Source organism: Sulfitobacter sp. BSw21498 (genome assembly GCF_006064855.1).
Classification (GTDB): Bacteria; Pseudomonadota; Alphaproteobacteria; order Rhodobacterales; family Rhodobacteraceae; genus Sulfitobacter.
On sequence record NZ_CP040753.1, the window covers coordinates 777,700 to 796,186 of the forward strand.

Consider the following 18,487-nt stretch of genomic DNA (forward strand, 5'->3'; position numbering starts at 1 on the left):
GGGGTTACCTACGCGATGTCAGCGCGTTGCGCAGGCCCTCTACGCGGATGGACGACACACCGGCCAGCTTCTGATTTGTCAGCTTGCGCCCCGCGGTAACCTCTCGCGTGGGCTCTGTGCCGATGGCGGCCGTTTCGCTTGGCTCGATGCCCTCAAGGCGATAGGTCAAGACGCCATCAACCGGCAGTTCATCTTCGTTGGCTGGCGTCAGTTGCACTTCGTAGATACCTTGGCGATCCGCACGCCCAGTGGCCCGCACCACGGCACCTCCGGGGACCTCTTCGATCGTGAGATCAATGATCTGTTCGAACGGGCGACCGGTATAGATAACCTCTTTGGACTTAGAGGACGAAAACAACCCTGTTCGCTGCGGAATCAACGGATTGTCAGAGGCTTCCTGTCGGGTGATTGGTTCTGACCGGGCACTGCCGAACCAATTGAACGGGTTCGCACGGCTGTCGCGCACAGTCGCACAGCCTGTCAAAACAAGGGTCGATACCAAGAGGGCTGAAAAGGTCTTGCGCATGGGGTCCGCCGTAGAAATTTCGGTACTATTTGACTAACCCATCCCGGACCTGTTGGGAAGGGGGTGGACCTTTGGCATCGTGCAACCTACCTGTTTGGCAAGCGAAAAGAGGGACGCACCGTGGCGACAGAGGCATTTGAAGAACTGGTCGAGGATTTCGAATTTCTGGACGATTGGGAAGACCGCTATCGTCACGTGATTGATCTGGGCAAGTCGATGGACCCGCTGGCCGAAGCATTGCGCGTTCCCGCGACCAAAGTGGACGGCTGTGCCAGCCAAGTATGGTTGCACACGCAGTTCGAAAATGGGGTGCTGCATTTCGACGGTGCCAGCGATGCGATGATCGTGTCGGGGCTAATCGCCGTGCTTCAAAAGCTGTATAACGGGGTGCCCGCGTCCGAGGTCGGGGCCGTTGATGCCCGCGCCGAGATGGGGCGTTTGGGGCTGAACGAACATCTGTCGGCGCAACGGTCCAACGGCCTGACGGCAATGATCGAACGGATTCGCGGCGAGGCAGCGCAGCAGGTTTAAACGCTGGCGTGCGGGTGCGGCCGCAGATGTACCAGTTGAGTTTATTTGGCAAAATGAAGATCAGAGGGTCCGGAGCGTCTTTTCCAGATCACCGTAGCCGGTAAAGCGCCGCTCGAACGCGAGGCCGAGCGTTTCAGCACAGGTTTGCGCCTTGGCTGTCAGCGCGGGGTCATCGGTTTGGGCTTGATACACCAGCTTTTCGTAGTTTCCGAAATACATATCGCGCAGTTCCGGGTGGCGGTCGAGCCCCATGGGTTTCATGATGAAGGCATCGAACTGGCGGACCAGAAAATCCGTGAGGTAGAAGGCCGTAAACTCGTCCTCCGAAATTGTAGCGAAGCGATCGTTGCCTTCGAAAAAACTGTAGCAATGGGGCCCTGCCACCATCTGAACGCCCAGTTTTTCACACTCTGCCGCGAGCAGCCCGCCGGTCCCGCAATCGGCGTAGACCACAAAGATGTCGTCGTAGGCATCGCGGTGTTTGATTACAGCCGCGCGGACTTCTTGCGTTATTTTCTCGGGGTAAAGATGCAGCTTGGCGGGCAGGCAGGTCAGGTCGAGATGGGACCAGCCGTTGGCCTCTTTCAGGTCGAGAATTTCACGTGCCAAGGCCCCGCAGGCGATCAATAGAATACGGCCCGTTTGCGGTGCAAGCGGCAGGCCGGTTTCCGTTAGATCGCAGTCCGAAGGCGGTTTCATTTGGGGCTCCTGAACGGCAAAGGCCCCTCCGATCGGGAGGGGCCTTTATCTGTTACATCAATGACTTACGCTTTGGCGTTATTGTGCTTGCGTCCGACCCATTCCTTGGCCGTTTCCACAGCAACAGCTGCATCGCGGCAGTAGGCATCCGCACCAATAGCTTTGCCGAATTCTTCGTTCAGGGGGGCACCGCCGACCAGTACGATATAGTCATCGCGGATGCCTTGTTCGATCATCGTGTCGATCACAACTTTCATATAGGGCATCGTCGTGGTCAGCAGGGCGGACATGCCAAGGATATCCGGGCCTTCAGCTTCCATCGCTTCGAGGTAGGCCTCGACCGAGTTGTTGATGCCAAGATCGACAACTTCAAAGCCGGCACCTTCCATCATCATCGACACTAGATTTTTGCCGATGTCGTGGATGTCGCCTTTGACAGTGCCAATCACCATCTTGCCCACACGCGGTGCGCCGGTTTCCGCCAGCAGCGGCTTGAGGATCGCCATGCCGCCTTTCATCGCGTTTGCAGCCAGAAGCACCTCGGGGACAAAGAGGATGCCATCCCGGAAATCTGCGCCAACGATGGTCATGCCGCCGACCAATGCTTTGGTCAGGACATCGTAGGGAATCCATCCGCGTGCAATCAGGATATTGACGCTTTCTTCGATCTCTTCGCGCAGACCGTCGTAAAGATCATCAAACATCTGCTGAACAAGTTCTTCGTCGTCCAGATCGGCAAGGATAATTTCGTCTTCATCCGACATAGTCGTTCCTCATCGGTTAACTCACCCGCGCGGGCTTGCGCCTTTTTGTCACACAAGCGTCGAAAGCTTCGTGCTTATTGCGACAAACTCGGCACCGCGTGCGACGCTTTTGGTTGATCCGAAATTACGCCCGATCGTCCTGTAAAACAATGGGTTGGGGCAATATACTTGACCATGTTCCTAATTTGTTCCAAAAGATTTGGATGGATCAGGCGCACCGCAAATACAGACTGCCCGGACGCGGCACAGCAAGCAACCAATCGGGCCGGTTCGAGCCGCTGACAGTGGAAGCCGTGGCCGACGGATGGGACGGTGATGGTGATCCGTTACCTGTTTTGCGCACGCAGGTCAGCTTTGAGGTGCCGCGCAGTGTGATCAGCTATAACCAGTCGCCAGACCTGCCGTTTGACCGGTCGATCAACCCCTATCGCGGGTGTGAACATGGGTGCGTCTATTGTTTCGCGCGGCCAAGCCATGCGTATCTGGGGCTGTCGCCGGGGCTGGATTTCGAAACACGTCTTATTGCGCGTCCGGACGCGCCCGAGGTTCTAAGGCGCGAACTGGCAGCCAAGAAATATCAAGTGGCACCGATTGCGATAGGAACGAATACAGACCCGTATCAGCCAATCGAACAGGATCACCGGATTATGCGGTCGTTATTGGAGGTTCTGTCGGAGGCCAATCATCCTGTCGCCATTGTCACCAAGGGCAGTCTGATCGAGCGGGACATTGATATTCTATCGGATATGGCCGCGCGCGGGCTGTGCCGTGTCGGGGTGTCGGTAACAACTCTGGACGCTCGGTTGTCGCGATTGATGGAGCCTCGGGTGCCCGCGCCAAAGCGACGATTGCAGATGATCGAACGTCTTGCGGCGGCGGGAATCCCTGTGCGTGTGATGGCGTCGCCTATGGTGCCTGCGTTGACCGACCCTGAGCTTGAAGCGATTTTGCAAGCCGGGCGTGATGCCGGTGCCGTTGCTGCCAGCTGGATCATGTTGCGGCTGCCGCGAGAGGTATCGCCCTTGATGCAGGGCTGGCTGGCGACGCATTACCCCGATCGCGCGGGCCGGATCATGGCGCGCCTGCGCGAGATGCATGGGGGCAAGGAATACGATGCGAATTGGCACCGACGGATGCGCGGGGAAGGCCCCTATGCCGAGATGATCGCGCAGCGGTTCGTTTTGGCCGTTAAACGTTTAGGGCTAAATACGCTACTGCCGCCGATGCGGTGCGATCTGTTTCGCCCGCCCAAACGGGCGAGCGCGCAGTTGAATCTGTTCGGAGATTAACCCCGGCGGCGGCCACGGCGCGGCGCGCGGGTGGGGCCTTCGCCATCGGTGCCATCGCTGGCCGAGGAAAACGGACCAAGCGCTTCGACGATCTGTTCCAGCGTGGGAGCGTCGCCCTTGGGGCGGCTGTCGAGTGCTGCACGCATATACACCAGATGTTCCGGCATGGTGCCACAGCAACCTCCAATGATCGATGCGCCGCAATTGCGGGCCATTTCGGCGTAATCGGCCATCAGTTCGGGTGTGCCGTCATAGTGGATGTGGCCTTCGACGTATTTGGGGATGCCGGCGTTGCCCTTGGACACGATCGGCGTTGGCATGCCTTTGGAAGCGAAACCAAGCACTGTGCGCAGCACGTCCGACGCCCCGGTGCCGCAGTTGGCCCCATAGGCCAGCGGGCCATGGTCTAGCTCGTGTACCATGTCGACCATCGCTTCGGATGTCATGCCCATCATGGTGCGTCCCGCGGTGTCAAAGCTCATCGTGCCGACCCAATCAAGGCCCGCGAGCTTGAACCCTTCGGCGGCGGCGCGGTATTCTTCGGGGGCGCTGATGGTTTCAAGCCACCCCACATCGGCACCACCGGCTTTCAGCCCGTCCGCAGTTTCGTGAAACATCTCGACCGCCAGCGCGTGAGTGAGCGGGCCAACCGGCTCCATGATTTCGCCGGTGGGGCCGACGGAGCCTGCGACGATCACCTTGCGGCCGGCCTTGTCGGCAACTTCACGCGCCAGTTCGGCAGAGACGCGGCTAAGCTCATGAGCGCGCTTTTCAGCGTTGTGCAGTTTCAACCGCGAGGCATTCGCGCCAAAAGAGTTGGTCAGGAAGATATCGCTGCCCGACTGAACCGCACCTTGGTATAGCTTGATGATGTTTTGCGGCTGTTCCGTGTTCCACATCTCTGGCGCGTCACCGGACATCAGGCCCATGTTGAACAGGTTCGTGCCAGTGGCACCATCGGCCAGCAGCGTGCCTTTTTCAGCCAGAAGATCGGTAAGAGGATTGGACATGAAAAGCTCCGCTAAAGGGGTGATTTTGCCGTTTCCCACAACAACTGGCATGAAGCAACTTCATTATTCTCATGATGGTCATGAGGCCGCGCCATAGTTTCTACATGCATGGCTGCCATGAGGGCAGGGCGCGTGCTTGCGCGGCAGGGGCGCTTGGACTATGTGACAGGCTAGAAAAGGCCGATGGGTATTCCAACCGGTCCGTTGTCTGGAAGGGATGTGCATGGCCCGTCGCACGAAAATCTATGAAGGTACGGCAAAGATCCTCTATGAGGGGCCGGAACCGGGGACGATTGTCCAGCACTTCAAAGACGACACAACCGCCTTTAACGCCGAGAAAAAGGCCGTGATCGAAGGCAAGGGCGTGCTGAACAACCGTCTGTCCGAATTCTTTATGACGGGCTTGAACAACATCGGCGTGCCGACGCATTTCATCAAGCGTCTGAACATGCGCGAACAGTTGATCCGTCAGGCAGAGATCATCCCGCTTGAGATCGTGGTGCGCAACTATGCCGCTGGTGATCTGTCCACGCGGTTGGGGATCGACGAAGGCATGCAATTGCCGCGCCCGATCGTGGAATATCACTATAAGAACAATGACCTTGGCGATCCGCTGGTCACCGAGGAACATATCGCGGCCTTTGGCTGGGCCGGCCAACAGGACATGGAAGACATCCTGAGCCTGTCACTGCGGGTTAATGATTTCATGTCCGGTGTGATGATGGCGGTGGGGATCCGGCTTGTGGACTTCAAGATTGAGGTCGGGCGCATCTACGAGGGCGATTTCCAGCGTCTGATCGTCGCCGACGAGATCAGCCCAGACAGCTGCCGTCTGTGGGATATCGAAACCGGACAGAAGCTGGATAAGGATGTGTTCCGTCGCGACCTGGGGTCGCTGACGGATGCCTACACCGAAGTCGCCCGACGTTTGGGGGTCATGCCCAAGACGTCGACACCGATGATGAAACCGACGTTGATCAACTAGGCTGATGACGGAGATGAGTTTATTTTGCAAAATGAAGCAGGGGGACGCGCCATGAAAGCACGGGTGCATGTGATGTTGAAGAACGGTGTTCTGGATCCGCAAGGCGAGGCCGTGCGCCACGCTTTGGGGGCGATGGGCTTTGATGGCGTGAACGGTGTGCGTCAGGGCAAGGTGATCGAGCTGGATCTGAACGACGGCACGACGCAGGCGGATGTCGAAGTGATGTGTGAAAAGCTGCTCGCGAATACGGTGATCGAATCCTACACAGTGGAGATGGGCTGATGCACGCAGCGGTCATCGTTTTTCCGGGCTCTAACTGTGACCGCGATCTGGCGGTGGCTTTCAAGGCGGTCGGTGCCAAAGTGTCGATGGTCTGGCATAAAGATACCAGCCTGCCCGACGGGGTCGATATTGTCGGCGTACCCGGTGGGTTCTCTTACGGGGATTATCTGCGCTGCGGCGCGATTGCGGCGAACTCTCCGATTTGTCGCGAAGTGGCGGCCCATGCGGAGCGTGGCGGCTATGTGGTGGGCATCTGCAACGGCTTTCAGGTGCTAACCGAAACAGGTTTGCTGCCCGGTGCCTTGCTGCGCAACGCAGGCCTTAAATACATTTGCCGCACCGTGCCATTGCGCGTGGCGACGGCGGACAGTGATTACACCTCGGGGTATGATGCCGGCGCGATGATCGATATCCCGATTGCGCACCATGACGGCAACTACTTTGCTGATGGCGATACGATCGCCAAGCTGCATGGCGAGGATCGCGTTGCCTTTACCTATGGCGACAACCCCAACGGGTCGCAGTCGGACATTGCAGGTATCCTGTCGTCCAACCGTCGTGTGCTGGGGATGATGCCCCACCCTGAACGCGCTGCGGATGCGGGGCATGGTGGCACGGACGGGGCGGCGCTCTTCCGCGCATTGGCAGGGTCTGTGGTCACAGCGTGACTTGAGTGCCACGGTGAGGACGCGTAGATTGCCGGCATGTTCCGGTCTGCGTCCTCTCGTGAAGCCACTTTATCTGTCAGCTGGCGCGTCCGGCTGGCGGTTGCTTTGCTATTGGTCTTTGCGGTTGTCACGATTTCGATCACCAACAAGCTGCTGACGGACCGTTTTACCGAAAGCACGCGCAATCGCGCCGAGCTTCGGATCGCCCTCTACAGCGGCAACCTGCTGGCAGAACTGCGCCAGAACGCGATTGTACCGCAGTTGTTATCGCGCGACCCCGCCTTGATAGAGGCGCTGACCCGATCTGATTATTCCCTATCGACCCAGCGGTTGATCTCTTTCGTAGAGGAAATCGGGGCTGCCTCCTTGATGCTCTACGACATCGACGGGCGCACGGTCGCCGCGACCGACCGCAACCGGCTGGGGGCGTCGCACCGCCAAGAAGCGTATTTCGTGGATGCGTTACGCTCTAATTCTACCGTCTTCAGCGTGATCCCCCGCGATACCGGTGGCTATCGTTTTTTCTATTCACGCCGCATCCACGAAGCGGGGACGAACCTTGGTGTGATCGCGGCCGAAGTCGATTTGCAGCGGTTTGAGCGGGCGTGGGCGGGTATTTCGGACGCGGTGATCGTGACCGACAGCACCGGCGATATCATCATGGCGACCGAACCGCGCTGGCGCGGCTTGACCGAAAGCGAAGCGCTGTCGAACCAGACCCCGCAAAGCGCGATTGAACGGGCCATCAAGGCCACCGCCGACTGGACCGCACTGCCTGCCGATGCGTATCTGCAAGGCGAGGCGGTGATGCGTCTATCGTCGCGGATACCGTTTCGGGGTTGGCGGATCACCAGCTATACCACCTATGCCTCTGTGCGCGAAAAGGTGAACGGGGTGCTCGCGCTCGAGGTGATGGGCTTTGCGATCCTGCTGGCGTTGACCTTCTATGCCCTAAGCCGCCGGACGGCGGGACGTGCAGCATTGTTCCAGCGTGAATCCGCAGAACTGCGTGCGTTGAACGCGGCGCTGCAACGCGAGGTGGCGGAACGCAAACGGGTGCAACAAACACTGGCCGTGGCCGAGCAAACGCTGGAACAATCAAGCAAGCTTGCTGCCTTGGGCGAAATGTCGGCTGCTGTCAGCCACGAATTGAACCAGCCTCTGGCGGCAATGAAAACCTATTTGGCGGGGGCGCGGCTGTTGATGCAGCGCAATCGGCTTGAGGAAGCGCTGGCATCTTTCGGGCGTATTGACGATCTGATCGAACGTATGGGGGCCATCACGCGGCAGCTCAAAAGCTATGCGCGCAAGGGCCAGCAGCAGTTTTCCCCCTTTGATATGGAGGAAGCCCTTGGCTCTGCCTTGTCAATGATGGAACCGCAGCTACGTCAACGTCAGGTGCAGATCAATCGTATCCTCCCGTCGGACCCGGTGCAGGTGATGGGCGATCGCATGCGGATCGAACAAGTACTGGTCAATCTCTTGCGCAACGCATTGGATGCCACCAAATCGGAACGAAACCCGACGGTAGAGATTATACTATCAGCGGGTGAGACGGCGACGCTTACCGTGCGCGACAATGGCCCCGGGATCGAAGATCTCGATAGCCTGTTCGAGCCGTTTTACACGACCAAACAGCCCGGCGATGGTGTCGGGCTGGGGCTTGCGATCTCGTCGGGTATTGTATCCGATCTGGGGGGCAGGCTGACAGCCCGCAACGGCCAGCATGGCGGTGCGGTTTTTGAAATGCAGCTGCCCATCATGGACAGCACAGAGAAGACACAGGCGGCAGAGTAAACCAATGGCTCAGGTAATGAAAATCGCGATCGTTGATGATGAACAAGATATGCGTCAGTCGATCAGCCAGTGGCTGGCGCTTTCGGGGTATGACACCGAAACCTTCGGCAGCGCCGAGGATGCGCTAAAGACGTTGGGGCCCGACTATCCCGGTATCGTTATTTCTGACATCAAGATGCCCGGTATGGGCGGGATGCAGTTTTTGAAAAAGCTGATGGGCACCGATAGCGCGTTGCCCGTGATTATGATTACCGGCCACGGCGATGTGCCGATGGCGGTAGAAGCCATGCGCGTCGGCGCGTTTGATTTTCTGGAAAAGCCGTTCAATCCCGACCGGATGAGTGAGTTGGCCAAAAAGGCGACCAACGCACGCCGGCTGGTGATGGACAACCGTGCCCTGCGCCGCGAACTGTCGGATGGCAGTCAGCTGATGAAAAAGCTCATCGGTGGCTCGCCGGTGATGGAACGCTTGCGCGAGGATATTCTGGATCTGGGGCAGGCCGATGGGCACGTGTTGATCGACGGTGAGACCGGTACAGGCAAGACACTGGTGGCGCACGCTTTGCATGCTGTTGGATCGCGCGCGGGTAAAAAATTCGTCTTGGTCAGTTGCGGCGCGCTGGAAGAAGATGCGCTGAGCAAACGTCTGTTCGGCCCGATGATGCCCGAAGATGCCCAGCTTCCCGCGATCGAAGAAGCACGCGGTGGGACTTTGGTGCTTGAGGGTATCGAGGCGCTGAGCGAGACGCTGCAAGCGCGGTTACTAAGTGCGATCAATGATCAGGGCACGCCTGCGGAAACCCGTATCGTTGCGATTTCAAACCTGCAAGAGGCTGGACGCACGTCCGAAGATGCGCTGCGCTCTGACCTGTTCTACCGTTTGGCCGCCCTGCGCATCACTGTGCCGCCACTGCGCCAGCGGGGCGAGGATATCCTGACGCTCTTCACCCGTCTGTCCGAAGAATTCGCGGATGAATACGGCTGCGAGACGCCGCAGGTTTCAGCACAAGAGGCCGCGCAACTGTTGCAAGCGCCTTGGCCCGGTAACGTGCGCCAGCTGATTAATGTGGCCGAACGCGCTGTTTTGCAGTCGCGTCGCGGGTCCGGTTCTATTGCGTCGTTGTTGATGTCCGACCACGAAGAGATGCAGCCGGTGATGACCACGGACGGCAAACCGCTGAAAGAGTATGTCGAAGCGTTCGAGCGTATGTTGATCGACAACACCATGCGCCGGCACAAAGGGTCCATTGCGAGCGTTATGGAAGAACTCTGCCTGCCACGCCGGACCCTGAACGAAAAGATGGCAAAGTACGGCCTGCAACGCTCGGATTATCTCTGAGCGCTGCAAACGGGGGCTAGGTCAGCCAAGTCGCGTTTCGATCAACTCACGTGCTGCACCGGTTTCATCGGTGTAGCAGGTCCAGGACGGGCTGCCTGGCAGGTCGATGATATGCTGGCCGGTTTCGACAATCGGGATGGTCGTGTTGATCGACGCACCTGAAATGCCCGTGTGCGTTTCTACTGCGCGGATGCAGCTGCGTTTTGAAGGGCCCTGAGGATCACTGCTGCCTGTGGCGCTCATGTCTTCGCAGGCGGCCAGCGCTAAAAAGGGTAGGCAAAGCGCTGTGCGCAGGGAAATATGCATTCGTATTATCCTTATGTGTCTTATTTTGTGCAAATGTCAGGCAGCACGCCGCGCGGCGTAATCCCGCTGACCGAGCATTTCCCATAGCGCAGACCCTTGTCAAGCAAGGGCGCAAGGCGTGGGTACACCTTCTAGTATCGCGTAGCTGTAGAACCGCAATACGCGATTTCCCATTGTCATTTGGTCCCTTCTGCCGTTAATTGTAGGAAGGGCTGTTTGCCTCTTTGGATGGCAAACCAGACCCCAGACAGTTTCGATGCCTCGGTTCCCCGGCATGTGGTGACCAGGCAGACCGATTAGGCCCTTAAAAAAGGCTCAAGAACCGCTGACGATTAGGCCGTGCCTTTGCCCGGTCAGTTGCAGTTAATTAGTGGATATGGGGGCGCGTTACGCAGCACCCATGTCGGAGAAGAACCGCGATGACGCGCGCAGACGCCAAGAGCAGACAGACAGGCGGCCTTAGGGGCCCTGTTTTAGCCGCGTCACCCATCGCCCTGACAAGACATACCCTGCCTCGCAGCGCCCCACCGGGCTTGCTGTCTGCGCAGCTGTGCAAAATGGATTTATGCCTAAGAAAATGCTTATCGATGCCACCCACGCTGAGGAAACTCGCGTTGTTGTGGTCGACGGAAACAAGGTCGAGGAATTTGACTTTGAATCAGAGAATAAACGCCAGCTAGCTGGCAACATCTACCTCGCGAAAGTCACGCGGGTTGAACCTTCGTTGCAAGCGGCGTTCGTGGATTATGGCGGCAACCGTCATGGTTTCCTCGCCTTTTCAGAAATTCACCCTGATTATTACCAGATCCCCGTCGCCGACCGTTTGGCGCTGATGGAGGAAGAGCGCGCCTACGCCGAAGCGCAGGCCGCCAAAGAAGACGAAGACGAAAAGCCCAAGCGCCGCACCCGTTCGCGCAGCCGCAGCAAGACCAAGGCCGAAGACACTGTGTCTGATGATGCCACTGTCAGCAAAGACGCGGACACCACAGACAGCGATCAGATCAACGGCATGCAGACCGTGGACCTGGACGACGACGAAGGCTCCTCTCCGATGGAGCGGGTCGGTGAAACGCCCGTCGAAGAGCCTGCGCAGGACGACGATACCGCCGCTGGCGAACAAGTTGATGCAAACGGCGACGCGGCCAAGTCCGATGACAATGATCGCGATGACAGCGATGATGCGGATGACGCTGACGACGATCCCAAAGCCACCGACGCGTCTGCTAAGGATGACAGCATCGAATCCGTAGCGGATGACGATGATCACGACGATCTGCGTACCGCCCGCAAGCCACGGCCCAAGCGTTACAAGATCCAAGAAGTCGTAAAAGTCCGTCAAATCCTGCTGGTGCAGGTCGTAAAAGAAGAACGCGGCAACAAGGGTGCCGCACTGACAACCTATCTGTCGCTCGCCGGCCGGTACTGCGTTTTGATGCCCAACACTGCACGTGGGGGCGGCATCAGCCGCAAGATCACCAACGCGGCGGACCGCAAGAAGTTGAAAGAGATCGCGAACGAAATTCAGGTGCCCAAGGGTGCCGGTCTGATCGTACGCACCGCGGGCGCACAGCGCACCAAGGCAGAGATCAAGCGCGACTATGAATACCTGCAGCGCCTGTGGGAACAGATCCGCGAGCTGACGCTGAAATCCATCGCGCCGGCCAAGATTTACGAAGAAGGCGACCTGATCAAACGCTCGATCCGCGACCTTTATAACCGCGAGATCGACGAGGTGTTTGTCGAAGGCGAACGCGGCTACCGCATCGCCAAGGACTTCATGAAGATGATCATGCCGTCCCATGCCAAGAACGTGAAGCTTTACAGCGAAACGCTGCCGCTGTTCGCACGCTATCAGGTCGAAAGCTACCTGTCGGGCATGTTCAACCCCACGGTTCAACTACCGTCAGGCGGGTATATCGTTATCGGTGTGACCGAAGCGCTAGTTGCGATCGATGTGAACTCGGGCCGGGCGACCAAGGAAGGTTCCATCGAACAGACCGCGACCAAGACCAACCTTGAAGCCGCTGCCGAAGTCGCACGCCAGCTGCGCTTGCGCGATCTCGCCGGTCTGATCGTCATCGACTTTATCGACATGGACGAGCGTCGTAACAACGCCGCCGTCGAAAAATTGATGAAGGATAAGCTGAAAACCGACCGTGCGCGTATTCAAGTTGGCCGTATTTCGGGCTTTGGCCTGATGGAGATGTCGCGCCAGCGTCTGCGTCCCGGCATGATCGAGGCGACGACACAGCCGTGCCACGCCTGCCACGGCACTGGTCTGATCCGGTCGGACGACAACCTCGCGTTGTCGATCCTGCGCCAGATCGAGGAAGAAGGCACCCGCAAACGGTCGCGCGAAGTGTTGATCACCGCGCCCGTGGGGATCGCCAACTTCCTGATGAACCAAAAGCGTGAACATATCGCCCATATCGAAGGGCGCTACGGCATGTCCGTTCGCATCGAAGGCGACCCTGCTTTGGTCAGCCCCGATTTCTCGCTTGAAAAGTTCAAGACCGCGACACGGGTTGTAACGCCGATTGAACATGTGGTGTCGGTGGATACATCTATCATGGACGAGATCGATGATATGGAACTCGAGGTTGCTACAGAGGCAGAGGCCGAGGTTGAAACAACCGACGCCGAGCCCACGGATAATGGCAATGGCACGCAGAACCAGCAGGGCGGGTCTGACGATGACAACGATGCCGAGGGCAAACCCAAGCGCCGTCGTCGGCGTCGTCGGCGTCGGGGTGGCAAGGCTAACGGCGATGATGCGGCCAACGGTGAGAACAATGATACCGATTCCGACGGTGACAACGGTAGTTCCAGCGATGCGGATAAATCGGACGCCACCGTAGAGGCGAAAGCCGACGTTCCTGCAGAGGCGACGAACGACGACGCCACAGCGCAGGACAAACCCAAGCGCACCCGCAGCCGAACCCGCAAACCCAAGGCAGATGCCGCGGCAGAAGCAACGGTAGATACGGACGCCAAGACATCCGACGCCGCTGATGCGGCACCTGCGGATGCTGACGCAGCAGAAGAAGCGCCCAAGCCCAAGCGGACCCGCACGCGCAAGCCCAAAGCTGCGCCCGTAGATGCCGCTGAAGACGCGCCAAAGCCCGAGGAAACGCCTACTCCGCAAGAGCAGCCAACCCCCGAGCCCAAGCCAGAGCCAGAGGTAACGCCCGACGCGCCGACGCCTGAGCCCGCAAAGGAACCGACGCCGATCCCGATGCCGGAACCGACCCCCGCGCAGCCGTCGCAGCCTGCCGAGGTAGAGCCAACGCCGGCCCCGACCGAGGTGCCCGACAGCACCCCGACTGAAATCCCTGCCGCGCAGGAAATTCAGCCGGAGCCCCCCATGACCGAAGTGCCGCAGCCTCAGGTGGCCCCGCAGGCCCAGCCCGAAAAACCCGCCAAGCCAAAGCGGCGCGGCTGGTGGTCCTTGGGCGGCTAAGTACCGTGCCCTACAATGCGGAACACTAAAACGACAAAAGGCAGACCTTCGGGTCTGCCTTTTTTGTTTTCGATTAAACCTGCGTTTACTTTTTGCGGATTACATAGGCCTGCGGCGTTTGGTCCATCAACGCAGTTTCAAGGCTGTGACCTGCCTCGGTGCAGAAATGTGGAATGTCGATAATCGCGGCTGGATCATCTGCGTGAACCGTCAGCAAATCACCAGAAGCCAGTGATTGCAGGCGTTTACGCGCCTTAAGGACGGGAAGGGGGCACAGCAGCCCCGTCGCATCGAGAAAGTTTTTATCTGTCATAAGTCTCAAATAGGCGACATGTTTCAGCGCGTCCACAACCTTGTGACAGGGTTCACGCGCAACAGCAGGTGACGCGCTGGACAAAGCAGATTAAGGCTTGGGTCATGTTTGGATTTGACCTGATCGACGCGGGACTTTTGCCCGCCATACTCATCGCGCTGACCGCAGGGATCATCAGTTTTCTGAGCCCCTGCGTTTTGCCAATCGTGCCCCCGTACCTCGCCTATATGAGCGGCGTGACCTTGAACGACATGTCGTCGGTCGCAGCTGCGCGACGCAAGGCGGTGATTGCGGCGCTGTTCTTTGTCATGGGGCTCAGTACAGTCTTTTTAATCCTTGGCTTTACCGCGTCGATTTTCGGGGCGTTCTTCCTGCAAAATCAGGTTCTGTTTGCGCGACTGTCTGGCATCGTCGTCATCATCTTCGGGCTGCACTTTCTAGGCGTGTTCCGTATTCCGTTTCTGGACCAAGAGGCGCGTCTGGATGCTGGTGATAAGGGCGGCACGTCTTTTGGTGCCTATATTCTGGGCCTCGCTTTCGCCTTTGGCTGGACGCCCTGCATCGGGCCACAGCTTGGTGCGATCCTGTCGCTTGCGGCTTCCGAAGCATCTGTGACACGTGGCACCTTGCTGCTTGGTGTGTATGCGGCGGGGCTTGGTATTCCGTTCTTGCTGGCCGCGATGTTCATCACCCGCGCCACGCGCCTGATGAACCGGATTAAACCATATATGCGGCTGATTGAACGGGGCATGGGCATATTGCTGATCGTGGTTGGGCTGGCGTTGCTGACGGGCGCATTCACGACTTTCTCTTTCTGGCTTCTGGAAACATTTCCTGCCTTGGGATCCTTGGGTTAAGCGCCTTACTCTTGCCGGAAAACCTGTTTAAGCTGCGGTGAAATACAGGGTGAACGATGGCCGAGAACATAGAGCAGACAGTCAAAACGCGACGGGTTTTCTATATCCCGGGCTATGACCCCATTCATCCGCGCCGCTACCGCGAGCTTTACCGCAAGGAAGGCGGCGAACAGGCGCGGATATCGGATTATCAGATTGCCTTGTCGCCCAAAACGGAGGGCGGGAACTATGGTTGGAACGTCGCCGCCCATATCGATGGCGTTGATGTAGAGACCAAGGTCGAGGTGCTCGTCTGGTCCGACATCGTGCGCATCTCGATGAGCAACTCGATCCTCGCGACCTATGGGCAGCTGGTGCAAACGGCGTGGGTGTATATCGCCTCTGGTGCGCTGTGGCGGTTGATGCAGTTGCGCAAGGGGCCGGTGATCGCGGCGCTCTATCCAGTCGGGATGCTGCTGCTGCAACTGCTGATCGCTGTACTTGCGGGCAAGCTTTTGTACACTGCGTTGACATTCTTTGGCGGGCCCGCGTGGTTCAAGGGCATCGTCGCCGCACTTGGTGTGGGCCTTGGTTGGCAGGTGCTGCGGTGGTTCAAAAAGCACGATGGCAAGTTCTATGCCTACTATCTGATGCATGACTATGCCTTCGGGGCTGCGACGCGGGGGGCGAACCCGCCCGCGCTTGAAACCCGCATGACCGAATTTGGCGATGCAATCGTGCAGGCGCTGAAGTCTGGCGTGGACGAGGTGCTGGTTGTGGGCCATTCGTCGGGCGCGCATCTGGGGGTGTCGATCCTTGCCGACCTGATCCGCGCGGGCAGGGTACCGGCAGAGGGACCGAAACTGGCCTTTATGACATTGGGGCAGGTGGTCCCGATGGTGTCTTTCCTGCGGGATGCCCACCGTCTGCGCGCCGATCTACGCTATCTTTCGCGATGCGCCGCGCTTACCTGGGTCGACGTGACTGCCCCCGGCGACGGCTGTGCATTTGCGCTGTGCGATCCGGTTGCAGTGTCGGGCGTGGCCCCCGAAGATAAACGCTGGCCGCTGGTGTTCTCTGCGGCCTTCACCCAATCGCTGACCCCGGCGCGTTGGAAGGCGCTGCGCTGGCGGTTCTTCCGGCTGCATTTCCAATACCTCTGTGCCTTTGATGCGCCCAAGGACTACGACTATTTCCAGATCACCGCAGGTCCGCACAGTTTGGCCGAACGCTATGCCGAACGTCCCGCGTCGCGATCCCGCATCGTGAAACCGGTGAATAAATTCACCTCGACCGCGCCATGACACTGCCGCCCAAACCCGAAAGCCGGCCCGCGAAAGTGTCTCTGTGGCGCTATGCCAAGCTATTCCGGCAAGACATCCTGTCCGCGCAGCCCGCGCGGCTGTATCGTGCGTGGATGGCGGAATTCAAAACGCCATTTTTCCGAAGCTATCTGATCAACCAACCCGATCTGATCCAGACCGTGCTCAAGACGCGCCCCGACGACTACCCCAAGTCCAACCGGATCAGCGAAGGGTTGCGGCCGCTGCTTGGCAACTCAGTTTTCCTGACCAACGGTGAAACCTGGAAGCGCCAGCGGCGTATCATTGATCCTGCGTTCGAGGGTGGGCGCTTGCGCGAAACATTCCCCGCGATCTGGGACGCGGCAGAGGCGGCGGCGGCGCGGCTGGCCCCCCATGACGGTGAACCCCTAGAGGTCGAGGCACAGACGAGCCACGCGGCAGCGGATGTGATCTTTCGCACGCTGTTTTCGATTCCCATTGAACACCATATGGCCAGCGAGGTCTTTGACGAATTCAAAACCTACCAGCGCAGCCAACCGATCCTGAACATCGCGGCGTTTGTCCCGTTGCCGCGTTGGCTGCCGCGTCTGTTTCGACAAAATACAAAACGCAGCGCTGCCAAGATCCGTCAGTTGATCACCGCACTGACAGCGCAGCGCATGGAGGAGATCAAGGCAGGCACCGCACCAGACGATCTGGCGACCAAGATTATGACGACCCCTGACCCCGAAGATGGCTCTACCTTCACCACGGACGAGATGGTCGATCAAGTCGCGATCTTCTTTCTTGCCGGCCACGAGACCAGTGCATCGGCTCTCGCTTGGGCGATGTATCTGGTCGCGACGCATCCCGACTGGCAGGACCGTTTGGCCGACGAGGCGCAGGTGATCGACCAGTGTGATTTTGCTGTCATGGGGCAGCTAAGGCAAAGCCGTGATGTTTTCCGCGAGGCGCTGCGGCTGTATCCGCCCGTTCCGATGATGGTGCGCGAGGCAAGCTGCCCCGCGACCTTTCGGGATCGCCAAGTGGCGCGGGGGGCGCAAGTGGTCATCAGCCCGTGGCACCTGCACCGGCATGAACGTCTGTGGGACAACCCCGACGGGTTTGATCCGGCGCGCTGGCACAGCGAGAACGGCAAGAAATGCCAGCGCGAGGCCTATCTGCCCTTTAGCGCCGGTGCGCGGGTCTGTCCGGGCGCAGGGTTTGCCATGGTAGAGGGGCCATTGATCTTGTCGCGCATCTTGCGCGACTACCGCATTGAGGTTGTCGGCGAAAAGCCACCTGTTCCGGTCGCTCATCTGACGGTTCGGTCAAAAGATGGCATTTTGCTGCGTTTTGTCCGGCGCTAACGATATATCATCGCGGGAATAGATGCGCTAAACGGACACACGACGGAATCAATAAGGGCCAGGATCATCATGACCACGACAGACGCACAGCGCACACAAATGGAAACAGGACAGGGGTTTGTGGCCGCATTGGATCAGTCGGGCGGATCGACCCCAAAGGCGCTAAGCCTCTATGGCGTTGAACCTTCTGATTATTCCGGCGACGCCGAGATGTTTCAAGCCATGCACGACATGCGCGCGCGGATCATTCTGGCCGATGATTTCACCTCTGATAAAGTTCTGGGCGCGATCCTGTTCGAGCGCACGATGGACAATTCGATCAACGGCAAACCCGTGGCACAGCTGCTGTGGGAAGACCGCGGCGTCGTGCCCTTCCTCAAGATCGACAAAGGTCTGGAAGACGAAGCAAACGGCGTGCAGCTGCTTAAACCCATGCCCGAGCTTGCTGATCTGCTGGCGCGCGCGAAAGCCGCAGGTATCTTTGGCACCAAGGAGCGGTCGGTCATCCAATCCGCCAGCCCCGAAGGCATCGCGTCGGTTGTGGCGCAGCAATTCGCCGTCGCTAAAACCGTGTGCGCCGCCGGTCTGGTCCCGATCATCGAGCCCGAGGTGAACATTCATTCGGACAGCAAAGCGGAATGCGAAACGATCCTGAAGTCCGAGCTTGAAAAGCATCTGGCCGAGCTTTCCGCTGACGAACTGGTGATGCTGAAAGTCACCCTACCAGAGACCGCAGGCCTTTACGACAGCCTTGCCGATCAGCGCAACGTCCTGCGTGTGGTTGCGCTGTCAGGTGGTTATTCGACCGAAGAAGCCTGCGTTCGCCTGACCCAGAACCCCAAGATGATCGCCAGCTTTTCGCGTGCGTTGACAGAAGGGCTGAACGTCAAAATGACCGATACCGAGTTCAACGCAGCATTGGGTCAGAACATCACCAAGATTTACGACGCATCCGTCGCCTAAGAGTGTTTGACGACTAAATATAGGGCCGGTGTTTGATTGCGATCAGGCGCTGGCCCTTTGCGTTTG

Annotated in this window: 18 protein-coding genes; 12 read left to right on the forward strand and 6 right to left on the reverse strand. The window is 58.7% G+C overall.

Translation table 11 applies throughout. From position 1 onward, the window contains the following. Nucleotides 1–4: 4 nt before the first annotated feature. Nucleotides 5–526, reverse strand: coding sequence for a hypothetical protein (locus E5180_RS03780; protein ID WP_138923226.1), 522 nt, complete (start codon nucleotides 524–526; stop codon nucleotides 5–7). Between the two features lie 120 nt (nucleotides 527–646). On the opposite strand from E5180_RS03780, the gene E5180_RS03785 reads away from it, so the two are divergent. Then, a complete protein-coding gene (locus tag E5180_RS03785) occupies nucleotides 647–1,057 on the forward strand; it encodes a SufE family protein (protein WP_138925106.1) in 411 nt (136 codons plus the stop codon). A 60-nt stretch (nucleotides 1,058–1,117) separates the two neighbouring features. Here E5180_RS03785 and E5180_RS03790 read toward each other — a convergent pair whose 3' ends face one another. Then, nucleotides 1,118–1,756: a DUF1638 domain-containing protein gene (locus E5180_RS03790; protein WP_138923227.1), complete on the reverse strand. Its 639-nt coding sequence runs from the start codon at nucleotides 1,754–1,756 to the stop codon at nucleotides 1,118–1,120. Between the two features lie 65 nt (nucleotides 1,757–1,821). Beyond that, nucleotides 1,822–2,520, reverse strand: coding sequence for a corrinoid protein (locus E5180_RS03795; protein WP_138923228.1), 699 nt, complete (start codon nucleotides 2,518–2,520; stop codon nucleotides 1,822–1,824). A 203-nt stretch (nucleotides 2,521–2,723) separates the two neighbouring features. Between E5180_RS03795 and E5180_RS03800 the strand changes: the two genes are divergently transcribed. After that, complete coding sequence (locus E5180_RS03800) at nucleotides 2,724–3,809, forward strand: PA0069 family radical SAM protein (protein ID WP_138923229.1); 1,086 nt, start codon at nucleotides 2,724–2,726, stop codon at nucleotides 3,807–3,809. Here the strand turns inward: E5180_RS03800 and bmt are convergent. Beyond that, nucleotides 3,806–4,819 (reverse strand): betaine--homocysteine S-methyltransferase, encoded by a 1,014-nt coding sequence (gene bmt, locus E5180_RS03805; protein ID WP_138923230.1) that lies wholly within the window; start codon nucleotides 4,817–4,819, stop codon nucleotides 3,806–3,808. The two genes, E5180_RS03800 and bmt, sit on opposite strands and share 4 nt — an antisense overlap. A gap of 223 nt (nucleotides 4,820–5,042) precedes the next feature. Between bmt and purC the strand changes: the two genes are divergently transcribed. From purC to E5180_RS03830, 5 genes are read left to right on the forward strand one after another with little or no spacing between them, the layout of a single operon-like run. After that, entirely contained in the window at nucleotides 5,043–5,804 is a 762-nt protein-coding gene (purC, locus tag E5180_RS03810) for a phosphoribosylaminoimidazolesuccinocarboxamide synthase (protein ID WP_093732334.1), read from the forward strand. Nucleotides 5,805–5,855: 51 nt separating this feature from the next. Beyond that, nucleotides 5,856–6,086, forward strand: coding sequence for a phosphoribosylformylglycinamidine synthase subunit PurS (gene purS, locus E5180_RS03815; RefSeq protein WP_138923231.1), 231 nt, complete (start codon nucleotides 5,856–5,858; stop codon nucleotides 6,084–6,086). Further along, nucleotides 6,086–6,754: a phosphoribosylformylglycinamidine synthase subunit PurQ gene (gene purQ, locus E5180_RS03820; protein ID WP_138923232.1), complete on the forward strand. Its 669-nt coding sequence runs from the start codon at nucleotides 6,086–6,088 to the stop codon at nucleotides 6,752–6,754. The genes purS and purQ overlap by 1 nt, the downstream gene beginning before the upstream one ends. Nucleotides 6,755–6,790: 36 nt before the next feature. Continuing rightward, nucleotides 6,791–8,551 carry a sensor histidine kinase gene (locus E5180_RS03825; protein ID WP_093732331.1) on the forward strand — a complete coding sequence of 587 codons (1,761 nt, stop codon included), beginning with the start codon at nucleotides 6,791–6,793 and terminating at the stop codon, nucleotides 8,549–8,551. Between the two features lie 4 nt (nucleotides 8,552–8,555). Continuing rightward, nucleotides 8,556–9,890: a sigma-54-dependent transcriptional regulator gene (locus E5180_RS03830; protein ID WP_093732330.1), complete on the forward strand. Its 1,335-nt coding sequence runs from the start codon at nucleotides 8,556–8,558 to the stop codon at nucleotides 9,888–9,890. A gap of 21 nt (nucleotides 9,891–9,911) precedes the next feature. Here the strand turns inward: E5180_RS03830 and E5180_RS03835 are convergent, their stop codons facing one another. Further along, nucleotides 9,912–10,196 carry a hypothetical protein gene (locus E5180_RS03835; protein WP_138923233.1) on the reverse strand — a complete coding sequence of 95 codons (285 nt, stop codon included), beginning with the start codon at nucleotides 10,194–10,196 and terminating at the stop codon, nucleotides 9,912–9,914. 565 nt (nucleotides 10,197–10,761) lie between these two features. Here E5180_RS03835 and E5180_RS03840 point away from each other — a divergent pair. Then, a complete protein-coding gene (locus tag E5180_RS03840; RefSeq protein WP_138923234.1) occupies nucleotides 10,762–13,656 on the forward strand; it encodes an Rne/Rng family ribonuclease in 2,895 nt (964 codons plus the stop codon). Between the two features lie 85 nt (nucleotides 13,657–13,741). Here E5180_RS03840 and E5180_RS03845 read toward each other — a convergent pair whose 3' ends face one another. Continuing rightward, complete coding sequence (locus E5180_RS03845; protein ID WP_138923235.1) at nucleotides 13,742–13,969, reverse strand: sulfurtransferase TusA family protein; 228 nt, start codon at nucleotides 13,967–13,969, stop codon at nucleotides 13,742–13,744. A 104-nt stretch (nucleotides 13,970–14,073) separates the two neighbouring features. Between E5180_RS03845 and E5180_RS03850 the strand changes: the two genes are divergently transcribed. The 4 genes from E5180_RS03850 (at nucleotide 14,074) to E5180_RS03865 (ending at nucleotide 18,421) form a co-directional block, all read left to right on the forward strand. After that, nucleotides 14,074–14,826 carry a cytochrome c biogenesis CcdA family protein gene (locus tag E5180_RS03850; RefSeq protein WP_138923236.1) on the forward strand — a complete coding sequence of 251 codons (753 nt, stop codon included), beginning with the start codon at nucleotides 14,074–14,076 and terminating at the stop codon, nucleotides 14,824–14,826. Between the two features lie 56 nt (nucleotides 14,827–14,882). Further along, nucleotides 14,883–16,109 (forward strand): hypothetical protein, encoded by a 1,227-nt coding sequence (locus E5180_RS03855; RefSeq protein WP_138923237.1) that lies wholly within the window; start codon nucleotides 14,883–14,885, stop codon nucleotides 16,107–16,109. Further along, the gene (locus E5180_RS03860) at nucleotides 16,106–17,458 is read left to right on the forward strand and encodes a cytochrome P450 (RefSeq protein WP_138923238.1); all 1,353 of its coding nucleotides are present in this window, start codon (nucleotides 16,106–16,108) and stop codon (nucleotides 17,456–17,458) included. The genes E5180_RS03855 and E5180_RS03860 overlap by 4 nt, the downstream gene beginning before the upstream one ends. A 69-nt stretch (nucleotides 17,459–17,527) precedes the next feature. Then, nucleotides 17,528–18,421 (forward strand): fructose bisphosphate aldolase, encoded by an 894-nt coding sequence (locus E5180_RS03865; protein ID WP_138923239.1) that lies wholly within the window; start codon nucleotides 17,528–17,530, stop codon nucleotides 18,419–18,421. Nucleotides 18,422–18,487: the final 66 nt, after the last annotated feature.